The 15,291-nt window shown below is 64.6% G+C and carries 11 protein-coding genes; 6 read left to right on the forward strand and 5 right to left on the reverse strand.

The window, feature by feature from the left end; genetic code table 11:
- Positions 1-207: 207 nt before the first annotated feature.
- The gene (gene uvrD / locus ACVWZ5_RS15295) at positions 208-2,391 is read right to left on the reverse strand and encodes a DNA helicase II (RefSeq protein ID WP_028689997.1); all 2,184 of its coding nucleotides are present in this window, start codon (positions 2,389-2,391) and stop codon (positions 208-210) included.
- A 239-nt stretch (positions 2,392-2,630) separates the two neighbouring features.
- Between uvrD and ACVWZ5_RS15300 the strand changes: the two genes are divergently transcribed.
- On the forward strand, positions 2,631-5,507 hold the full coding sequence (locus ACVWZ5_RS15300; protein ID WP_062575641.1) for a putative bifunctional diguanylate cyclase/phosphodiesterase: 2,877 nt from the start codon (positions 2,631-2,633) through the stop codon (positions 5,505-5,507).
- Here the strand turns inward: ACVWZ5_RS15300 and zwf are convergent.
- Complete coding sequence (zwf, locus tag ACVWZ5_RS15305; protein ID WP_457340715.1) at positions 5,504-6,946, reverse strand: glucose-6-phosphate dehydrogenase; 1,443 nt, start codon at positions 6,944-6,946, stop codon at positions 5,504-5,506. The genes ACVWZ5_RS15300 and zwf overlap by 4 nt on opposite strands.
- A gap of 103 nt (positions 6,947-7,049) precedes the next feature.
- Here zwf and hexR point away from each other — a divergent pair, with 103 nt between their 5' ends.
- Both hexR and ACVWZ5_RS15315 read left to right on the forward strand, forming a co-directional pair.
- A complete protein-coding gene (hexR, locus tag ACVWZ5_RS15310) occupies positions 7,050-7,916 on the forward strand; it encodes a transcriptional regulator HexR (protein WP_023630201.1) in 867 nt (288 codons plus the stop codon).
- Between the two features lie 109 nt (positions 7,917-8,025).
- A complete protein-coding gene (locus tag ACVWZ5_RS15315) occupies positions 8,026-8,244 on the forward strand; it encodes a PA3496 family putative envelope integrity protein (protein ID WP_051555645.1) in 219 nt (72 codons plus the stop codon).
- Here ACVWZ5_RS15315 and ACVWZ5_RS15320 read toward each other — a convergent pair.
- On the reverse strand, positions 8,186-9,133 hold the full coding sequence (locus tag ACVWZ5_RS15320; protein ID WP_457340724.1) for a LysR family transcriptional regulator: 948 nt from the start codon (positions 9,131-9,133) through the stop codon (positions 8,186-8,188). The genes ACVWZ5_RS15315 and ACVWZ5_RS15320 overlap by 59 nt on opposite strands.
- Positions 9,134-9,336: 203 nt before the next feature.
- On the opposite strand from ACVWZ5_RS15320, the gene ACVWZ5_RS15325 reads away from it, so the two are divergent.
- Together ACVWZ5_RS15325 and oadA are read left to right on the forward strand one after the other, a co-directional pair.
- Positions 9,337-10,752 carry an acetyl-CoA carboxylase biotin carboxylase subunit gene (locus tag ACVWZ5_RS15325; protein WP_062575637.1) on the forward strand — a complete coding sequence of 472 codons (1,416 nt, stop codon included), beginning with the start codon at positions 9,337-9,339 and terminating at the stop codon, positions 10,750-10,752.
- An 11-nt stretch (positions 10,753-10,763) separates the two neighbouring features.
- On the forward strand, positions 10,764-12,572 hold the full coding sequence (gene oadA / locus ACVWZ5_RS15330) for a sodium-extruding oxaloacetate decarboxylase subunit alpha (RefSeq protein WP_028689991.1): 1,809 nt from the start codon (positions 10,764-10,766) through the stop codon (positions 12,570-12,572).
- A 67-nt stretch (positions 12,573-12,639) separates the two neighbouring features.
- On the opposite strand, the gene ACVWZ5_RS15335 is transcribed toward oadA, so the two are convergent.
- Positions 12,640-13,461, reverse strand: coding sequence for an amino acid ABC transporter permease (locus tag ACVWZ5_RS15335; RefSeq protein ID WP_028689990.1), 822 nt, complete (start codon positions 13,459-13,461; stop codon positions 12,640-12,642).
- The gene (locus tag ACVWZ5_RS15340; RefSeq protein WP_062575636.1) at positions 13,458-14,279 is read right to left on the reverse strand and encodes an ABC transporter substrate-binding protein; all 822 of its coding nucleotides are present in this window, start codon (positions 14,277-14,279) and stop codon (positions 13,458-13,460) included. Before ACVWZ5_RS15340 ends, ACVWZ5_RS15335 begins: the two co-directional genes overlap by 4 nt.
- Before the next feature lie 105 nt (positions 14,280-14,384).
- Between ACVWZ5_RS15340 and ACVWZ5_RS15345 the strand changes: the two genes are divergently transcribed.
- Positions 14,385-15,284, forward strand: coding sequence for a homocysteine S-methyltransferase family protein (locus tag ACVWZ5_RS15345; protein ID WP_062575635.1), 900 nt, complete (start codon positions 14,385-14,387; stop codon positions 15,282-15,284).
- Positions 15,285-15,291 lie beyond the last annotated feature (7 nt).

Below are 15,291 nucleotides of genomic sequence, written 5' to 3' on the forward strand. Positions count from 1 at the left end.
GCCTGACTGACCGGATCTATGCGTTCACCTGTAGGTGATCGCCCAGCCCTTTGAGCTGGGAAACTGCCCCCTGTGGAAGCGGCCTTGCGTCGCGAAAGGGCTGCGCAGCAGCCCCAGCAATTTCAATGGCGGCTCGGAATCTGGGGCCGCTGCGCGCCCCTTTCGCGACGCAAGGCCGCTCCTACAGGGGCGTGTCGTTCGATTCGGTCAGATAGCTTCCAGCTTGGCGTAGCCCAGCATCAGCCACTTGCTGCCCTCGGAGAAGTTCACCTGCACCCGCGCCTGGGCGCCAGATCCTTCGAAGTTGAGGATCACGCCTTCGCCAAACACCGCATGCTGCACCCGCTGGCCGAGGCTGAAGGCGGTCTGCGGGATGCTGGCGTTGGCGAACAGGCTGCTGGCCGGCGTCTTCGCGCCGCCGAACGGACGGCTGACGGTATTCGACAGACGCACCTCCTGCACCAGCCCGGCGGGGATCTCCCGGACGAAGCGCGATACCTTGTTGTAGGTCTCGCTGCCATACAGGCGGCGGGTCTCGGCGTAGGTCATGACCAGCTGGCGCATGGCCCGGGTGATGCCCACGTAGGCCAGGCGGCGCTCCTCTTCGAGGCGGCCGGGCTCTTCCAGGCTCATCTTGTGCGGGAACAGGCCTTCCTCCATGCCCACCAGGAACACGTACGGGAACTCCAGGCCCTTGGCACTGTGCAGGGTCATCAGCTGGATGCTGTCCTCGTGCTCGTCGGCCTGGGTGTCGCCGGCCTCCAACGAGGCGTGGCCGAGGAACGCCGACAATGGCGAGAGGTCGGCGTCTTCGTCGCTGGTTTCGAAGTTGCGCGCTGCGCTCACCAGTTCCTCAAGGTTTTCCACCCGGGCCTGGCCTTTCTCGCCCTTCTCTTCCTGGTGGTAGACGATCAGCCCGGACTGCTCGATGACCGTTTGGGTCATCAGGTGCAGCGGCATGTCCAGCACCTTGGCGGCGAGGTTCTCCAGCAGCTCGATGAACGCGCCCAGGGCGCTGGCGGCGCGGCCCTTGAGGGCCTTGGCGGCGAGCAGCTGGCACATGGCTTCCCACATCGACAGCTGGCTGTGGCGGGCGTGGTCGCGGATGGCCTCGACGGTCTTTTCGCCGATGCCCCGTGGCGGCACGTTGATCACCCGCTCCAGCGCCGCGTCGTTGCCGCGACCTTCGAGCAGGCGCAGGTAGGCCATGGCATTCTTGATCTCGGCGCGCTCGAAGAAGCGCTGGCCGCCATAGATGCGGTAGGGGATGCGTTCGCGCAGCAGGGCCTCTTCCAGCACCCGCGACTGGGCGTTGGAGCGATAGAGGATGGCGATCTCGCTGCGCGCGTTGCCCTGCTTGACCAGGCTTTCGATGGTCTCGACCACGTAGCGCGCCTCGTCGTGCTCGTTGTACGCGGCATAGAGCGTGAGCGGTTCGCCCTCGCCCATGTCGGTCCACAGCTCCTTGCCCAGGCGCCCGCTGTTGTTGGCGATCAGGGCGTTGGCAGCCTTGAGGATACCGCCGGTGGAGCGGTAGTTCTGCTCCAGGCGGATCAGCTCGGCGTCCGGGAAGTCGGCGGTGTACTGGTGGATGTTCTCGATCTTGGCGCCGCGCCAGCCGTAGATCGACTGGTCGTCGTCGCCCACCGCCATCAGGCTGTCGCCACCGGAGGCCAGCAGGCGCAACCACGCGTACTGCACGGCGTTGGTGTCCTGGAACTCGTCCACCAGCAGGTGGCGGAAGCGGCGCTGGTAGTGCTTGAGCAGGTCCGGGTGGTCGCGCCACAGGTCGAGGGCACGCAGCAGCAGCTCGGAGAAGTCGATGACCCCGGCGCGATCGCAGGCCTGCTCGTACGCGACATAGATGTCACGCATGGTGGCCAGGAACAGGTCGCCGCTGGCCTGGATGTGCCGTGGGCGCAGGCCTTCGTCTTTCTGGCCGTTGATGAACCACTGGACCTGGCGCGCCGGCCATTTCTGCTCGTCCAGGCCCATCTCGCGGATCACCCGCTTGATCAGGCGCTGCTGGTCGTCGCTGTCGAGGATCTGGAAGTTCTGCGCCAGCCCCGCTTCCTGCCAGTGCGCCCGCAACAGGCGGTGGGCCAGGCCGTGGAAGGTGCCGACCCACATGCCAGCCGGGTTGATGCCCAGCAGTTGCTCGATCCGTTGGCGCATTTCCGCCGCGGCCTTGTTGGTGAACGTCACCGACAGGATCGAGTGCGGCGAGGCCTGTTCGACCTGGATCAGCCAGGCGATGCGGTGCACCAGCACGCGGGTCTTGCCCGAGCCGGCGCCGGCCAGCACCAGTTGGCGCCCCACCGAGGCCGCCACGGCCTGGCGTTGAGCGTCGTTGAGGGAGTTCAGCAGGAGGGAGAGGTCGTCATTATGCATCCGGGCATTCTATGGCCGTGCGAAGGCAGGGGCAAACGCCCCGGTCGCAAATCGCCGGATGGGCGCGCGACCGTTCATCGGTGGACTTGTCCGGTACCCGTGGTTGAGCGGTCAGACCTGGACGCAGCAGACATTTTCGAAATCATGACGCAGAGCAGTTTGGTCCGACGCGGTGCTTGTGTATGCTCCCTGCACATTTGCGGTCAGCCATAACAAGAAGACAAAAGAACCCAGCCAATATGACCCAGGATTGCGCGGCGATCGGAGCATCGCCGGAGACGACAAGGAGCGTTCGCAGGCAATTCGCCACCCAGCTGTCGATCGAGCGTACTCGCCTGCTGTACCAGGGCTCGTTGCTGCCCACCTTGTTCATGTTGCTCAACGGCCTGCTCTGCGCCTGGCTGCTGTGGAGCCCTGCGCGCTATTTGCTGGTCGGGGTTTGGATGGCCTGGCTGGTGGCGCTGGTGGCGCTTCGGGTGATCCAGGTAGCGGCCTTCGACGCGGCGACGCCGGCGCGCCAGGCCAAGCCGACCTGGCGGCGCATGTTCCTGCTCGGCTCGGCGTTCAGTGGCCTGACCTTGGCCTGCGCGGTGATCGCCCTGGCGCCGGCGGACAACTTCGTGCAGCAGGCCTGGGTCTTCGGCCTGCTCGGCGCGGCGGCGTTGTCGGCCAGTGTCGCCTACGCGGTCAGCCTGCCGGCGTTTCTCAGCTTCGCCCTGCCGTGCCTGCTGCCGCCGATCGCGTTTCTATTCGTCTATGACGCCGGACACCAGCGCGGCTGGGGCTGGCTGGGGCTGATCCTGCTGGTGGCGCTGATGGTGGTGGCCTGGCAGGTCAATCGCCTGATCGAGCGCGGCCTGCTGCGCCGCTTCCAGAACCAGGCGCTGATCGAGCACCTGCAGAACGCCCAGCGTCATGGTGAGGGCCTCAACCGTCAGCTCAGTGCAGAGATCGCCCAACGGCGACGGGCCGAGGACGACCTGCGCAAGGCCCATGCCGGCCTCGAGCAGCGCGTGGCCCAACGCAGTCATGAGCTGGACCTGGCCAACCAGGCCCTGAGCAAGAGCGAGCAGCGCCTGGCCCTGGCCTTGCAGGCCAGCGAACTCGGGCTGTGGGACTGGAACCTGGAAACCGACGAGGTCCATCACACCCAGTTGCATGCGCTGTTCGGCCTGGATCCGGAGCAGGTACGCTCGGTGCGCGCCGACCTCAAGCCGCGGCTGCATCCCGATGACCTGCCCGTGCTGCGACGCACGCTGGTCGAGCACCTCAAGGGGCGGACCGAGGACTACCGGGTCGAGTACCGGGTACGCCACGCCCAGGGGCACTGGTGCTGGATCGAGGACTGCGGGCGGGCGGTGGAGTCCGATGGCCAGGGCAAGGTCCTGCGCATGCTCGGCACCCGCCGCGACATCACCGCACGCAAGGAACAGGAAGAGCAGCAGCGCCTGGCCGCGACGGTGTTCGAGGCGGCCAGCGAAGGGATCGCCATTCTCGACGCGGACTTCCAGTTGCTGGCGGTGAACCAGGCCTTCTGCGATGTCACCGGCTACGGCCGGGCCGAACTGATCGCCCGCAACGCCCTGGAGCTGCCCTGCAGCCGCGATGCCCGGCGCCACAGCCAGGCCATCGACCAGGCGTTGGAGCAGCAGGGCCGCTGGCAGGGCGAGCTGGTCGAGGCGCGTAAGAACGGCGAGCTCTACCCGCAGTGGTTGCAACTGAACAGCGTGAATGACCCTCGGGGACGAATCGTCAATATCGTCGGCTTTTTCACCGACCTGTCCGCACGCCGCGAATCCGAGGAGCGCCTGCGCTACCTGGCGCATTACGACGACCTCACCGGTTTGGCCAACCGCGCGCTATTCCGCTTGCGTTTGCACGAGGCGGCGCAGCGCATGCGCCTGAACGGCCGCAGCCTGGCGCTGCTGCATGTGGACCTGGACCGCTTCAAGCTGCTCAACGAAAGCCTGGGCCACGAACTGGCGGACCAGCTGCTCAAGAAGATGGCACAGCGCCTGGCCAACGCGGTGCCGGAGGCCGACACCGTGGCGCGCCTGTCCGGCGACGAGTTCGCCGTGCTGTTCGACGGCTACACAAATCTGTCGAGCCTGGTGCGTGTCACCACCCGGCTGCTCGACAAGCTGCGCGTGCCCCAGCGCGTCGGCGGGCACGAGGTGGTGATCAGTGCGTCGGTGGGCATCAGCCTGTTGTCCGACGCCACCCAGGACCTCAATGCCCTGGTCAGCCAGGCCGACATGGCCAAGCAGCACGCCAAGCACCTGGGCGGTGACAGCTTTCAGTTCTACACCGAGAGCCTGCGCGCCAGCACCCTGGAACGCCTGCAACTGGAGAACCAGCTGCGCAAGGCCATCGACGAGCGCCAGTTACTGGTCTACTACCAACCCAAGCTGTGCCTGCGCACCGGCCAGTTGCACGCGGCCGAGGCGCTGGTGCGCTGGCAGCACCCCGAGTGGGGCATGGTGCCGCCCAGCGAGTTCATCGGCCTGGCCGAAGAGACCGGGCTGATCGCGCCCATGGGTGAGTTCGTGTTGCGCCAGGCTTGCTGGCAGGCGTGCGAATGGTTGCGCCAGGGCCTGGAGGTGCGCGTTTCGGTCAACCTGTCGGTGTATCAGCTGCGCCAAGGCAAGCTGGTCAGCCTGGTGCGCCAGGTCCTGCAGGAGTCCGGCCTGGCGCCGCACCTGCTGGAGTTGGAACTGACCGAAAGCCAGCTGCTGGACAGCGTCGAGCACATCATCACCACCTTCGAACAGCTCCACGCGCTGGGGGTGAAGCTGGCCATCGACGACTTCGGCACCGGCTATTCGTCGTTGAGCTACCTCAAGCGCTTCCCGGTCGACTACGTGAAGATCGACCAGGCCTTCATCCGCGGCCTGCTCGAAGGCTCACAGGACGCGGCCATTACCCGGGCGATCATCGCCATGGCCAAGAGCCTGCAACTGAAGGTGGTGGCCGAAGGGGTGGAAACCCGCGAGCAGCTGCAGTTCCTGCGCGAGCATGGTTGTGATGAGGTGCAGGGCTACCTGATCAGCCGGCCGGTGGACGCGACCTCGTTCCGCGCGCTGCTTGATCGCTCGACGGCCGACCTGTTGTGCTAAAGATGCCAGGCCTGGCCCTGGCGTGTCAGCAGGCTGTTGGCCTGTTCCGGGCCATTGCTGCCGGCGGGGTAGGGGCGTGGCGCCTGGAAGTGTTCCTCCCAGCCCTGCAGGATCGGGTCGATCCAGGCCCAGGCGGCCTCGACCTCGTCGCGGCGCATGAACAGCGTCGAGTCGCCTTCCAGCACATCCAGCAGCAGCCGCTCGTAGGCGTCCCAGCGGCGGGTCTGGGCAAAGGCCTGGGCGAGGTTCAGGTCCAGTTCGACCGGCGCCAGGCGCATGCCCTTGCCCGGGCTCTTGGTCATCATGCGCAGGCTGATGTGCTCCTCCGGCTGTAGCTGGATCAGCAACTGGTTGACCTGTCCGCCGCTGAACAACTCGTGGGGCACCGGCTTGAACTGGATGACGATCTGCGACGAGCGCCGTGTCATGCGCTTGCCGGTGCGCAGGTAGAACGGCACGCCGGCCCAGCGCCAGTTGTCGATGTGCGCCTGTACCGCGATGAAGGTCTCGGTGTCGCTGTCGTTGTCCACGTCCTTTTCGAAGTAGTAGGCCGGCACTTCCTGGCCGCCGATCTTGCCGGCGCCGTACTGGCCGCGCACGGTCTTGTCCTGCACGTCCTGGCCGGTGATGGGCTTGAGCGCGCGAAGGATCTTCACCTTTTCGTCGCGCACCGCCTCGGCCTCGAACTGCGCCGGCGGCTCCATCGCCACCAGGCAGAGCAATTGCAGCAGGTGGTTCTGCAGCATGTCGCGGGTGGCGCCGGCGCGGTCGTAGTAGGCGCCACGGTTCTCCACGCCAAGGGTCTCGCAGACGCTGATCTGCACATGGTCGACCTGGCCGTTGCGCCACACCGGCTCCAGCAGGGCATTGGCGAAGCGCAGGGCCATGAGGTTCTGCACGGTTTCCTTGCCCAGGTAGTGGTCGATGCGGAATACCTGCGGTTCGCTGAACACTGCGCCGATGGCCTCGTTGATCGCGGTGGCCGACTCCAGCGAATGGCCGATGGGCTTCTCCAGCACGATGCGCGCCTCGCTGTCGGCAAGGCCGGCGATGCGCAGATGGTTGGCGATGGGTACGAACAGCCTGGGCGCGGTGGCCAGGTAGTAGATGCGGGTCAAACCGCCGGGTTCGCCCAGGTAGCGGGCCAGGCGGCCGAAGTCGGCGCTCTGCGCGGCGTCCATGGGGAAGTAGTCCAGTCGGGCGCAGAAGCGCTGCCAGACGTCCTCGTCGAAGTCCTGGCGGGCGATCTGCGCCCGGCAATGGCGTTCGGCGAGCTTGAGGTAGTCGTTGCGCGAAAGGTGGCGCCGGGCCAGGGCGATGATCCGCACGGCGTTGTGCAGGCGGGCCTCGCGATACAGGTGGTAAAGCGCGGGAAGCAGCTTGTGCAGGGCCAGGTCGCCCGTGCCGCCGAAAACCAGGATGTCGCAAGGAATCGTCAAACCACCACTCTCCACGTTCGTTTAGCTGGGCGGGTTGGCAAGCATGTAGTATAACTACAAGAAAGCTACATCCCGGCACGCCGATCATAACCGAGTCCAGCCCGTGAATCTGTTGCAACATATCGACCAATCGCGGCACCTGCTGCGCAAATCGGAACTCAAAGTGGCCGACCATGTGCTGCTCGATCCGGCTGCCGTCATGCACAGTTCGATGGCCGACCTGGCGCACAGCGTGGGGATCAGCGAGCCGACCATCGTGCGCTTCTGCCGGGCGATTGGCTGTTCGGGTTTCCAGGATCTCAAGCTCAAGCTGGCGCAGAGCCTGGCCGCTGGCGCCAGTTTCGGCCAGTTCGCGATTCACGAAGACGATTCGGTCGCCGACTACAGCCTGAAGATCTTCGACACCACCCTGCACACGCTGATGGAGGTGCGCGAGCACCTCGACCCGCAGGCGCTGCAGCAGGCGGTGACCGCCATGGCCCAGGCCCAGCGCGTGGAGTTCTACGGCTTTGGCGCTTCCGGCGCGGTGGCGGCCGATGCCCAGCACAAGTTCTTCCGCCTGCTGCTCAGCGCCGCGGCCTATTCCGACCCGCACATGCAGGCGATGTCGGCGGTCACCCTGAAGCCGGGCGACGTGGCGGTGTGCATTTCGCAGTCGGGGCGCTCCAAGGACCTGCTGATCACCGCCAACCTGGTGCGTGAAAGTGGCGCCAATTTGATCACCCTGTGCCCGAGCCAGACGCCGCTGGCCGAATTGTCGACGGTCAACCTGGCCATCGACGTGCATGAGGACACCGAGATCTACACCCCGCTGACCTCGCGTATCGCTCACCTGGTGGTGATCGACGTGCTGGCCATGGGCGTGGCCATGGCCCGCGGGCCGAGCCTGGTCAACCACCTCAAGAGCGTGAAGCGCAGCTTGCGCAGCCTGCGTTTGTCGCCCAAGTCGATCAAGGCCACCGACGACTGATCGATGCCCGCTCCCACGCAGATTTCATCATTTCGTCACCATTCCACCGCCAAACGGTAAACCCCTGAGGCCAGTCTGAAACTCCCGCATCCTATCTGGGAGACAGGCAATGGCACATGATCACGCAGGTGTGTACCAACCCAACGCCAAGGCTCGCAAGCAGCAGGAAAAGGACCAGCGCCGCATGGAGTTCCGCCGCGCGATCGAAAGCTACTGCGACCAGCGCCAGCTGCTGCGCGAGCTGGCCGACTACCCCGACCTGCAAGACATCACGGTGTGGCAGGTTTCGGCGGCAACCTACCCGAGAAACGCTCCACAAGCCCGCTGATCTGCGCACGTTCACCGCGGATGAACGACTGGAACGCCAGGGCGACCGGCGACTGGCGCTTGTTTTTGGATTGCACCAGGCACCAACTGCGGTACAGCGGCAGCTCTTCCACCGGCAGTTCCCTGAGCACGCCGGTGGCCAGCTCCAGATTGACCGCGTGGCGGGTCAGCAGGGCGATGCCCAGGCCGGCCACCACGCATTCGCGCTGGGCGTCCGTGGAGGCCACCTCGACGGTCTGGGTGAAGTGCACGCGCTTGTCCTTGAAGAACTCCTCGCAGGCCTTGCGCGTGCCTGACCCTTGCTCGCGGACCAGCAGGGCATGAGGCTCCAGATCCTGCAGGCGCAGCTGTTCGAGCTTGCACAGCGGATGGTCCGGCGGCGCCACGGCAATGATCGGGTTGTTGAGGAAGGGCAGGAACTCCAGGCCCATGTCCTGGGGCACCATGGACATGATGGTCAGGTCGTCGCGGTTGTCCGACAGGCGCCGGATCGCCTGGGCCCGGTTGACCACCGTGAGGGTGAGGTTGACCTCCGGGTGGCGCTGTTTGAAGGCGGCGAACAGGTGTGGCACGAAGTACTTGGCGCTGGATTCGATCGCCAGTTTCAGCTGCCCCTGCAATGAGCCCTGCAGGTCCGACAGCTGCATGTCGAGGTTCTCCAGGCGCCCGAAGATATCCCGGCTGGCGCGTTGCAGCGCCTCGGCTGCCTCGGTCAGGTAGAGCTTCTTGCCGACGTACTCGAACAGCGGCTGGCCGACCAGCTCCTCGAGTTGGCGGATTTGTAGACTTACGGCGGGTTGCGTCAACGCCATCTCCTCTGCCGCCCGGCTGTAGGAGCGCAGATCACACACCTCGTTGAACACCTGCAGTTGACGCAAAGTCATACGCATCAAGGACTTACGCATTTTTCCGGGGCTCCGGCAAAACCTTGTTACCTCACTATAAGCTTTTGCTAATACTACCCCTAACAAATATTGATTTTTGTTTATTGACCTTCGGCGCTAGGGTGAATATGCGACTGGCCAGCGACGTCTGGTCACGCGCCGACCGGTAAAACCGGCTCGTCTGTTCCTACGGCTTTGGGAAGACTCCAGTGATAACAAAAATCCTGATCGCCAACCGGGGTGAGATCGCAGTTCGGATCGTGCGTGCCTGCGCCGAGATGGGCATTCGCTCCGTCGCGATCTACGCCGACGCCGACCGTCACGCCCTGCACGTCAAGCGCGCCGACGAGGCCTACAGCATCGGTGCCGAGCCCCTGGCCGGCTACCTGAACCCGCGCAAGCTGGTGAACCTTGCTGTCGAGACCGGCTGCGATGCCCTGCATCCAGGCTACGGTTTCCTGTCGGAAAACGCCGAGCTTGCGGAGATCTGCGCCGAACGCGGGATCAAGTTCATCGGCCCGGCCGCCGATGTCATTCGCCGCATGGGCGACAAGACCGAGGCTCGCCGCACCATGATCGCGGCCGGTGTCCCGGTCACCCCCGGCACCGAAGGCAACGTCGCCGATATCCATGAAGCCCTGCGCGAAGGCGACCGCATCGGTTACCCGGTGATGCTCAAGGCGACCTCCGGTGGCGGCGGGCGTGGCATCCGACGCTGCAACAGCCGTGAAGAGCTGGAGCAGAACTTCCCCCGTGTCATCTCCGAGGCCACCAAGGCCTTCGGCTCGGCGGAAGTGTTCCTGGAAAAATGCATCGTCAACCCCAAGCACATCGAGGCGCAGATCCTCGGTGACCGCTTCGGTAACGTGGTGCACCTGTTTGAACGCGACTGCTCGATCCAGCGCCGCAACCAGAAGCTGATCGAGATTGCCCCAAGCCCACAGCTTACCCCCGAGCAGCGCGCCTACATCGGCGACCTGGCGGTGCGCGCGGCCAAGGCGGTGGACTACGAGAACGCCGGTACCGTGGAGTTCCTGCTCGCCGATGGCGAGGTGTACTTCATGGAGATGAACACCCGGGTGCAGGTGGAACACACCATCACCGAGGAAATCACCGGCATCGACATCGTCCGCGAGCAGATTCGCATCGCCTCCGGCCTGCCGCTGTCGATCAAGCAGGAAGACATCCAGCACCGTGGCTTCGCGTTGCAGTTCCGCATCAACGCCGAAGATCCGAAGAACAACTTCCTGCCCAGCTTCGGCAAGATCACCCGCTACTACGCCCCCGGCGGCCCCGGCGTGCGCACCGACACGGCGATCTACACCGGCTATACCATCCCGCCGTTCTACGACTCCATGTGCCTGAAGCTCGTGGTATGGGCGCTGACCTGGGAAGAAGCCATGGACCGCGGCCTGCGGGCCCTGGACGACATGCGCGTGCAGGGGGTGAAGACCACCGCCGCGTACTACCAGGAAATCCTGCGCAATCCGGAATTCCGCAGCGGCCAGTTCAACACCAGCTTCGTCGAAAGCCACCCTGAACTGACCAACTACTCGATCAAGCGCAAACCCGAAGAGCTGGCCCTGGCCATCGCCGCCGCCATCGCCGCGCACGCAGGCCTGTGAGGAACCGAACAATGTCCAAGAAAATCTTTGTCACCGACACAATCCTGCGCGACGCCCACCAGTCCCTGCTGGCCACCCGCATGCGCACCGAAGACATGCTGCCGATCTGCGACAAGCTCGACAAGGTCGGCTACTGGTCGCTGGAAGTCTGGGGCGGCGCCACCTTCGACGCCTGCGTGCGCTTCCTCAAGGAAGACCCGTGGGAGCGCCTGCGCAAGCTGCGCGCCGCATTGCCCAACACCCGCCTGCAGATGCTCCTGCGCGGCCAGAACCTGCTGGGCTACCGCCACTACAGCGACGACGTGGTCAAGGCCTTTGTCGCCAAGGCGGCGGTCAACGGCATCGATGTGTTCCGCATCTTCGACGCCATGAACGACGTGCGTAACCTGCGCGTGGCCATCGAGGCGGTGAAGGCCGCCGGCAAGCACGCCCAGGGCACCATCGCCTACACCACCAGCCCCGTGCACACCATCGACGCCTTCGTGCAGCAGGCCAAGCAGATGGAAGCCATGGGCTGCGACTCGGTGGCGATCAAGGACATGGCCGGCTTGTTGACCCCGTTCGCCACCGGCGAGCTGGTCAAGGCACTGAAGGCCGAACAGTCGCTGCCGGTGTTCATCCACTCCCACGACACCGCCGGCCTGGCCGCGATGTGCCAGCTCAAGGCGGTGGAAAACGGCGCCGACCATATCGACACCGCCATCTCCAGCTTCGCCTGGGGCACCAGCCACCCGGGCACCGAATCGATGGTCGCCGCCCTCAAGGGCAGCGAGTTCGACACCGGCCTGGACCTGGAGCTGCTGCAGGAGATCGGCCTGTACTTCTACGCCGTGCGCAAGAAGTACCACCAGTTCGAGAGCGAGTTCACCGCCGTGGACACCCGCGTGCAGGTCAACCAGGTGCCGGGCGGGATGATTTCCAACCTGGCCAACCAGCTCAAGGAGCAGGGCGCGCTCAACCGCATGAACGAAGTGCTGGCGGAGATCCCGCGGGTGCGCGAAGACCTCGGCTTCCCGCCGCTGGTGACGCCGACCTCGCAGATCGTCGGTACCCAGGCGTTCTTCAACGTGCTGGCCGGCGAGCGCTACAAGACCATCACCAACGAGGTGAAGCTGTACCTGCAGGGCGGTTACGGCAAGGCGCCGGGCGTGGTCAACGAGCAGTTGCGCCGCCAGGCGATCGGCAGCGAGGAAGTGATCGACGTGCGCCCGGCCGACCTGCTCAAGCCGGAGATGGCCAAGCTGCGTGCCGATATCGGCAGCCTGGCGCATTCCGAGGAAGACGTGCTGACCTTTGCCATGTTCCCCGACATTGGCCGCAAGTTCCTCGAGGAGCGCGAAGCCGGCTCCCTCAAGCCCGAAGCCCTGCTGCCGATTCCGGAAGCCGGCGCGGTGGGTTCGGTGGGCGGTGAGGGCGTGCCGACCGAGTTCGTCATCGACGTGCACGGCGAGACCTACCGCGTCGACATCACCGGTGTGGGCGTCAAGGCCGAAGGCAAGCGCCACTTCTACCTGTCCATCGATGGCATGCCTGAGGAAGTGGTGTTCGAGCCGCTGAACGAGTTCGTCGGCGGTGGTGGCAGCAAGCGCAAGCAGGCCAGCGAGCCGGGCCATGTCAGCACCAGCATGCCGGGCAACATCGTCGATGTGCTGGTCAAGGAAGGTGACGTGGTCAAGGCCGGTCAAGCGGTGCTGATCACCGAAGCCATGAAGATGGAGACCGAAGTGCAGGCGGCGATCGCCGGCAAGGTCGTGGCCATCCATGTGGCCAAAGGCGACCGGGTCACCCCGGGCGAGATCCTGATCGAGATCGAAGGCTGAGATAAGCCTTCATCTACAAGCGGTTAACCTCTGGGGAGCGAATGCTCCCCTTTTTTTCGCCTGCCGCTCAGCGTTGGTAACCCTTGCCGAAATGCCGCTCCAGCCGGGCCTGCACCAGCTCCAGCAGGATCGACAGCACCCAGTAGATCACCGCTGCGGTGGTCAGCATCTCCAGGTAGCGATAGCTGGAGCGGCCGTAGGACTGGGCCAGGAACATCACTTCCCAGACACCCATCACCGAAATCAGCGACGAGTCCTTGAGCATTGAGATGAACTGGTTGGCGCTCGGCGGGATGATGGTGCGCATGGCCTGGGGCAGGGTGATGTGCCAGAAGATCGCTGCCGGGCGCATGCCCAGGGCCAGGGCAGCCTGGCGCTGGCCGACGGCGACGCCGATGATGCCGGCGCGGAAGATCTCGCTCAGGTAGGCGCCGTAGTTCAGTGACAGGGCGATGATCCCGGCGGCGATGGCGCCCGGCACCAGGCCCAGCTGTGGCAGGCCCAGGTAGATCAGCAGAATCTGGATCAACAGCGGTGTGCCGCGAAAGAACGAGGTGTAGAAACTCGCCAGGCCAAACAGCACCGCACTGCTGGACAGCCTTGCCAAGGCGGCGGCAAAACCCAGCAGCACCGAGGTGAACATCGAGCAGATGCACAGGAACAGGGTCAGCGCGGCGCCTTGCAAAAAGCCGTTGGGGCCAAGCCGGAAGCCTGCAAGGTTGGGGAATTTCTCTACGATGATCGAAAATTTCAGATCAAAGTTTAAGAAAAAGCCCACGAACAGCAGCAACAATACCAGCCACGTCAGGTACAGCCGGCTGCGAAAGCCGAGCAGGCGCGAGCCCGTCGTTGTGGCGACGGGCTTGGGAGCAGGTTGATGTGCATTCATTTACTGATGTCGGCGCCGATCCACTTCTGCGAAAGCTTCGCCAGCGTACCCTCGGCTTTCAGCTCGGCGAACACCTGGCGCACCTTGGCATCCCATTCTGGGTCGCCTTTCTCGATGGCCACCGAGTTGGGCTCTTCATACAACGGCGCCCCGGCCAGCTTGAAACGCTTGTCCTGGTCCAGGCGGGGTTGCGCGGTCACCAGGTTGGTCAGGATTGCATCCAGGCGCACGCCGGCGCCCAGGCCGAGGTCCTGGAAGGCAACGTTGTCGGTGTCGTATGGGGCGGCCTGGACGAAGTCGAAGGGGTAGTCGATCTTGCGGTCTTCGGCGCCTTCGATCACCAGGTTCTTGTTCAGGTAGCTCTCGTAGCTGGAGGCACTGGTCAGGCCGACCTTGCGCCCGTTCAGGTCCTTGGCCGAGTGGATGCGCTCGTCCTTGGCGTTGACCACGATAACCGCCGGCGAGGCGTAGTACTCCACCGGGAAGTCGAACACTTCGGCGCGCGCCTTGCTCGGCGTCATCGAGCAGATGCAGATGTCGTAGCGGCCGCTCCAGCGGCCAGCAGCGATCACGTCCCAGGAGGGTGTTTCCAGGCGCAGTTTTACCCCCAGCTTTTCGGCGACTGCCTTGGCCACGTCCACATCGAAGCCGTCGAGCTGATTTTGCTCGTTGAGGAAAGAGAACGGCGGGTAGCTCTCCATCAGCACATTGACCAGTTCCTTGCGGGTTTCCACACGTTCCAGCGTGGCGCCTGCGAAGGCTTGAGTGGCAGCGCTCAGGGCAAGGAGACCGGCGCCCAGCAAGGTTGGTAAACGCATGGAGATACCTGAAAAAGTGCTTGAATAAAGGATGTTTGATATTTAATAGTTATAAACATGTACTAACTAGTGAATTTTATTCATATCAATATAAGTGAATGGCATATGGGCGAACGGTCGTTGGTTATTCTGGATGGCGGCATGGGGCGGGAATTGCAGCGCCGGGGTGCGCCGTTTCGTCAGCCGGAGTGGTCGGCGCTGGCGCTGAGCGAGGCGCCGGAGGCCGTAGTGGCCGCCCATGCTGCCTACATCGCGGCGGGTGCCGAAGTGATCACCAGCAACAGCTATGCGGTGGTGCCGTTTCATATCGGCGAAGCGCGCTTTGCCAAAGAGGGCTACGCCCTGGCACAAACCGCAGGGCAATTGGCACGGGCGGCTGCCGATGCTGCCGGGGGCAAGGTGCGGGTTGCCGGCTCCTTGCCGCCGCTGTTCGGTTCCTATCGCCCAGACCTGTTCCAGCCGCAACAGGTCGCCGCAGTGCTGACGCCGCTGCTTGAAGGCCTGGCCGAGCATGTCGACCTGTGGCTGGCGGAAACCCAGAGTTCGATCGCGGAAGTGCGTGCCATCCACGCACAGCTGCCGCGCGATGGCAAGCCGTTCTGGGTGTCGTTCACCCTGCGCGATGAAGACGTCGATGACGTGCCACGGCTGCGCTCGGGCGAACCGGTCGCGCAAGCCGCCGAAGCCGTTGCCGCGCTTGGTGCGCAGGTGTTGTTGTTCAACTGCAGCCAGCCCGAAGTGATTGGTGATGCCATCGATGCCGCCAAGGCAGCATTCGAGCGCCTGGGTGCCGATATCGCCATCGGTGCCTACGCCAACGCCTTCCCACCCCAGCCCAAGGATGCAACGGCCAATGATGGCCTGGACGAGCTGCGTGAAGACCTGGACCCACCGGGCTACCTGAGCTGGGCACAGAACTGGCGCCAGCGCGGTGCCAGTCTGGTCGGCGGTTGCTGCGGAATCGGCCCGGAGCACATTGCCGAGCTCAAGGCGAAGTTGGTTTGATGAGGTA

Source organism: Pseudomonas sp. TE6283, assembly GCF_054060555.1.

What these genes read in the sequence shown, in the direction of transcription:
- ACVWZ5_RS15340 (WP_062575636.1), bottom strand. Translation starts at nt 14,279, where the DNA reads ATGCGTTTACCAACCTTGCTGGGCGCCGGTCTCCTTGCCCTGAGCGCT.
- ACVWZ5_RS15315 (WP_051555645.1), top strand. Translation starts at nt 8,026, where the DNA reads ATGGCACATGATCACGCAGGTGTGTACCAACCCAACGCCAAGGCTCGC.
- ACVWZ5_RS15320 (WP_457340724.1), bottom strand. Translation starts at nt 9,133, where the DNA reads ATGCGTATGACTTTGCGTCAACTGCAGGTGTTCAACGAGGTGTGTGAT.
- ACVWZ5_RS15300 (WP_062575641.1), top strand. Translation starts at nt 2,631, where the DNA reads ATGACCCAGGATTGCGCGGCGATCGGAGCATCGCCGGAGACGACAAGG.
- oadA (WP_028689991.1), top strand. Translation starts at nt 10,764, where the DNA reads ATGTCCAAGAAAATCTTTGTCACCGACACAATCCTGCGCGACGCCCAC.
- uvrD (WP_028689997.1), bottom strand. Translation starts at nt 2,391, where the DNA reads ATGCATAATGACGACCTCTCCCTCCTGCTGAACTCCCTCAACGACGCT.
- ACVWZ5_RS15345 (WP_062575635.1), top strand. Translation starts at nt 14,385, where the DNA reads ATGGGCGAACGGTCGTTGGTTATTCTGGATGGCGGCATGGGGCGGGAA.
- ACVWZ5_RS15335 (WP_028689990.1), bottom strand. Translation starts at nt 13,461, where the DNA reads ATGAATGCACATCAACCTGCTCCCAAGCCCGTCGCCACAACGACGGGC.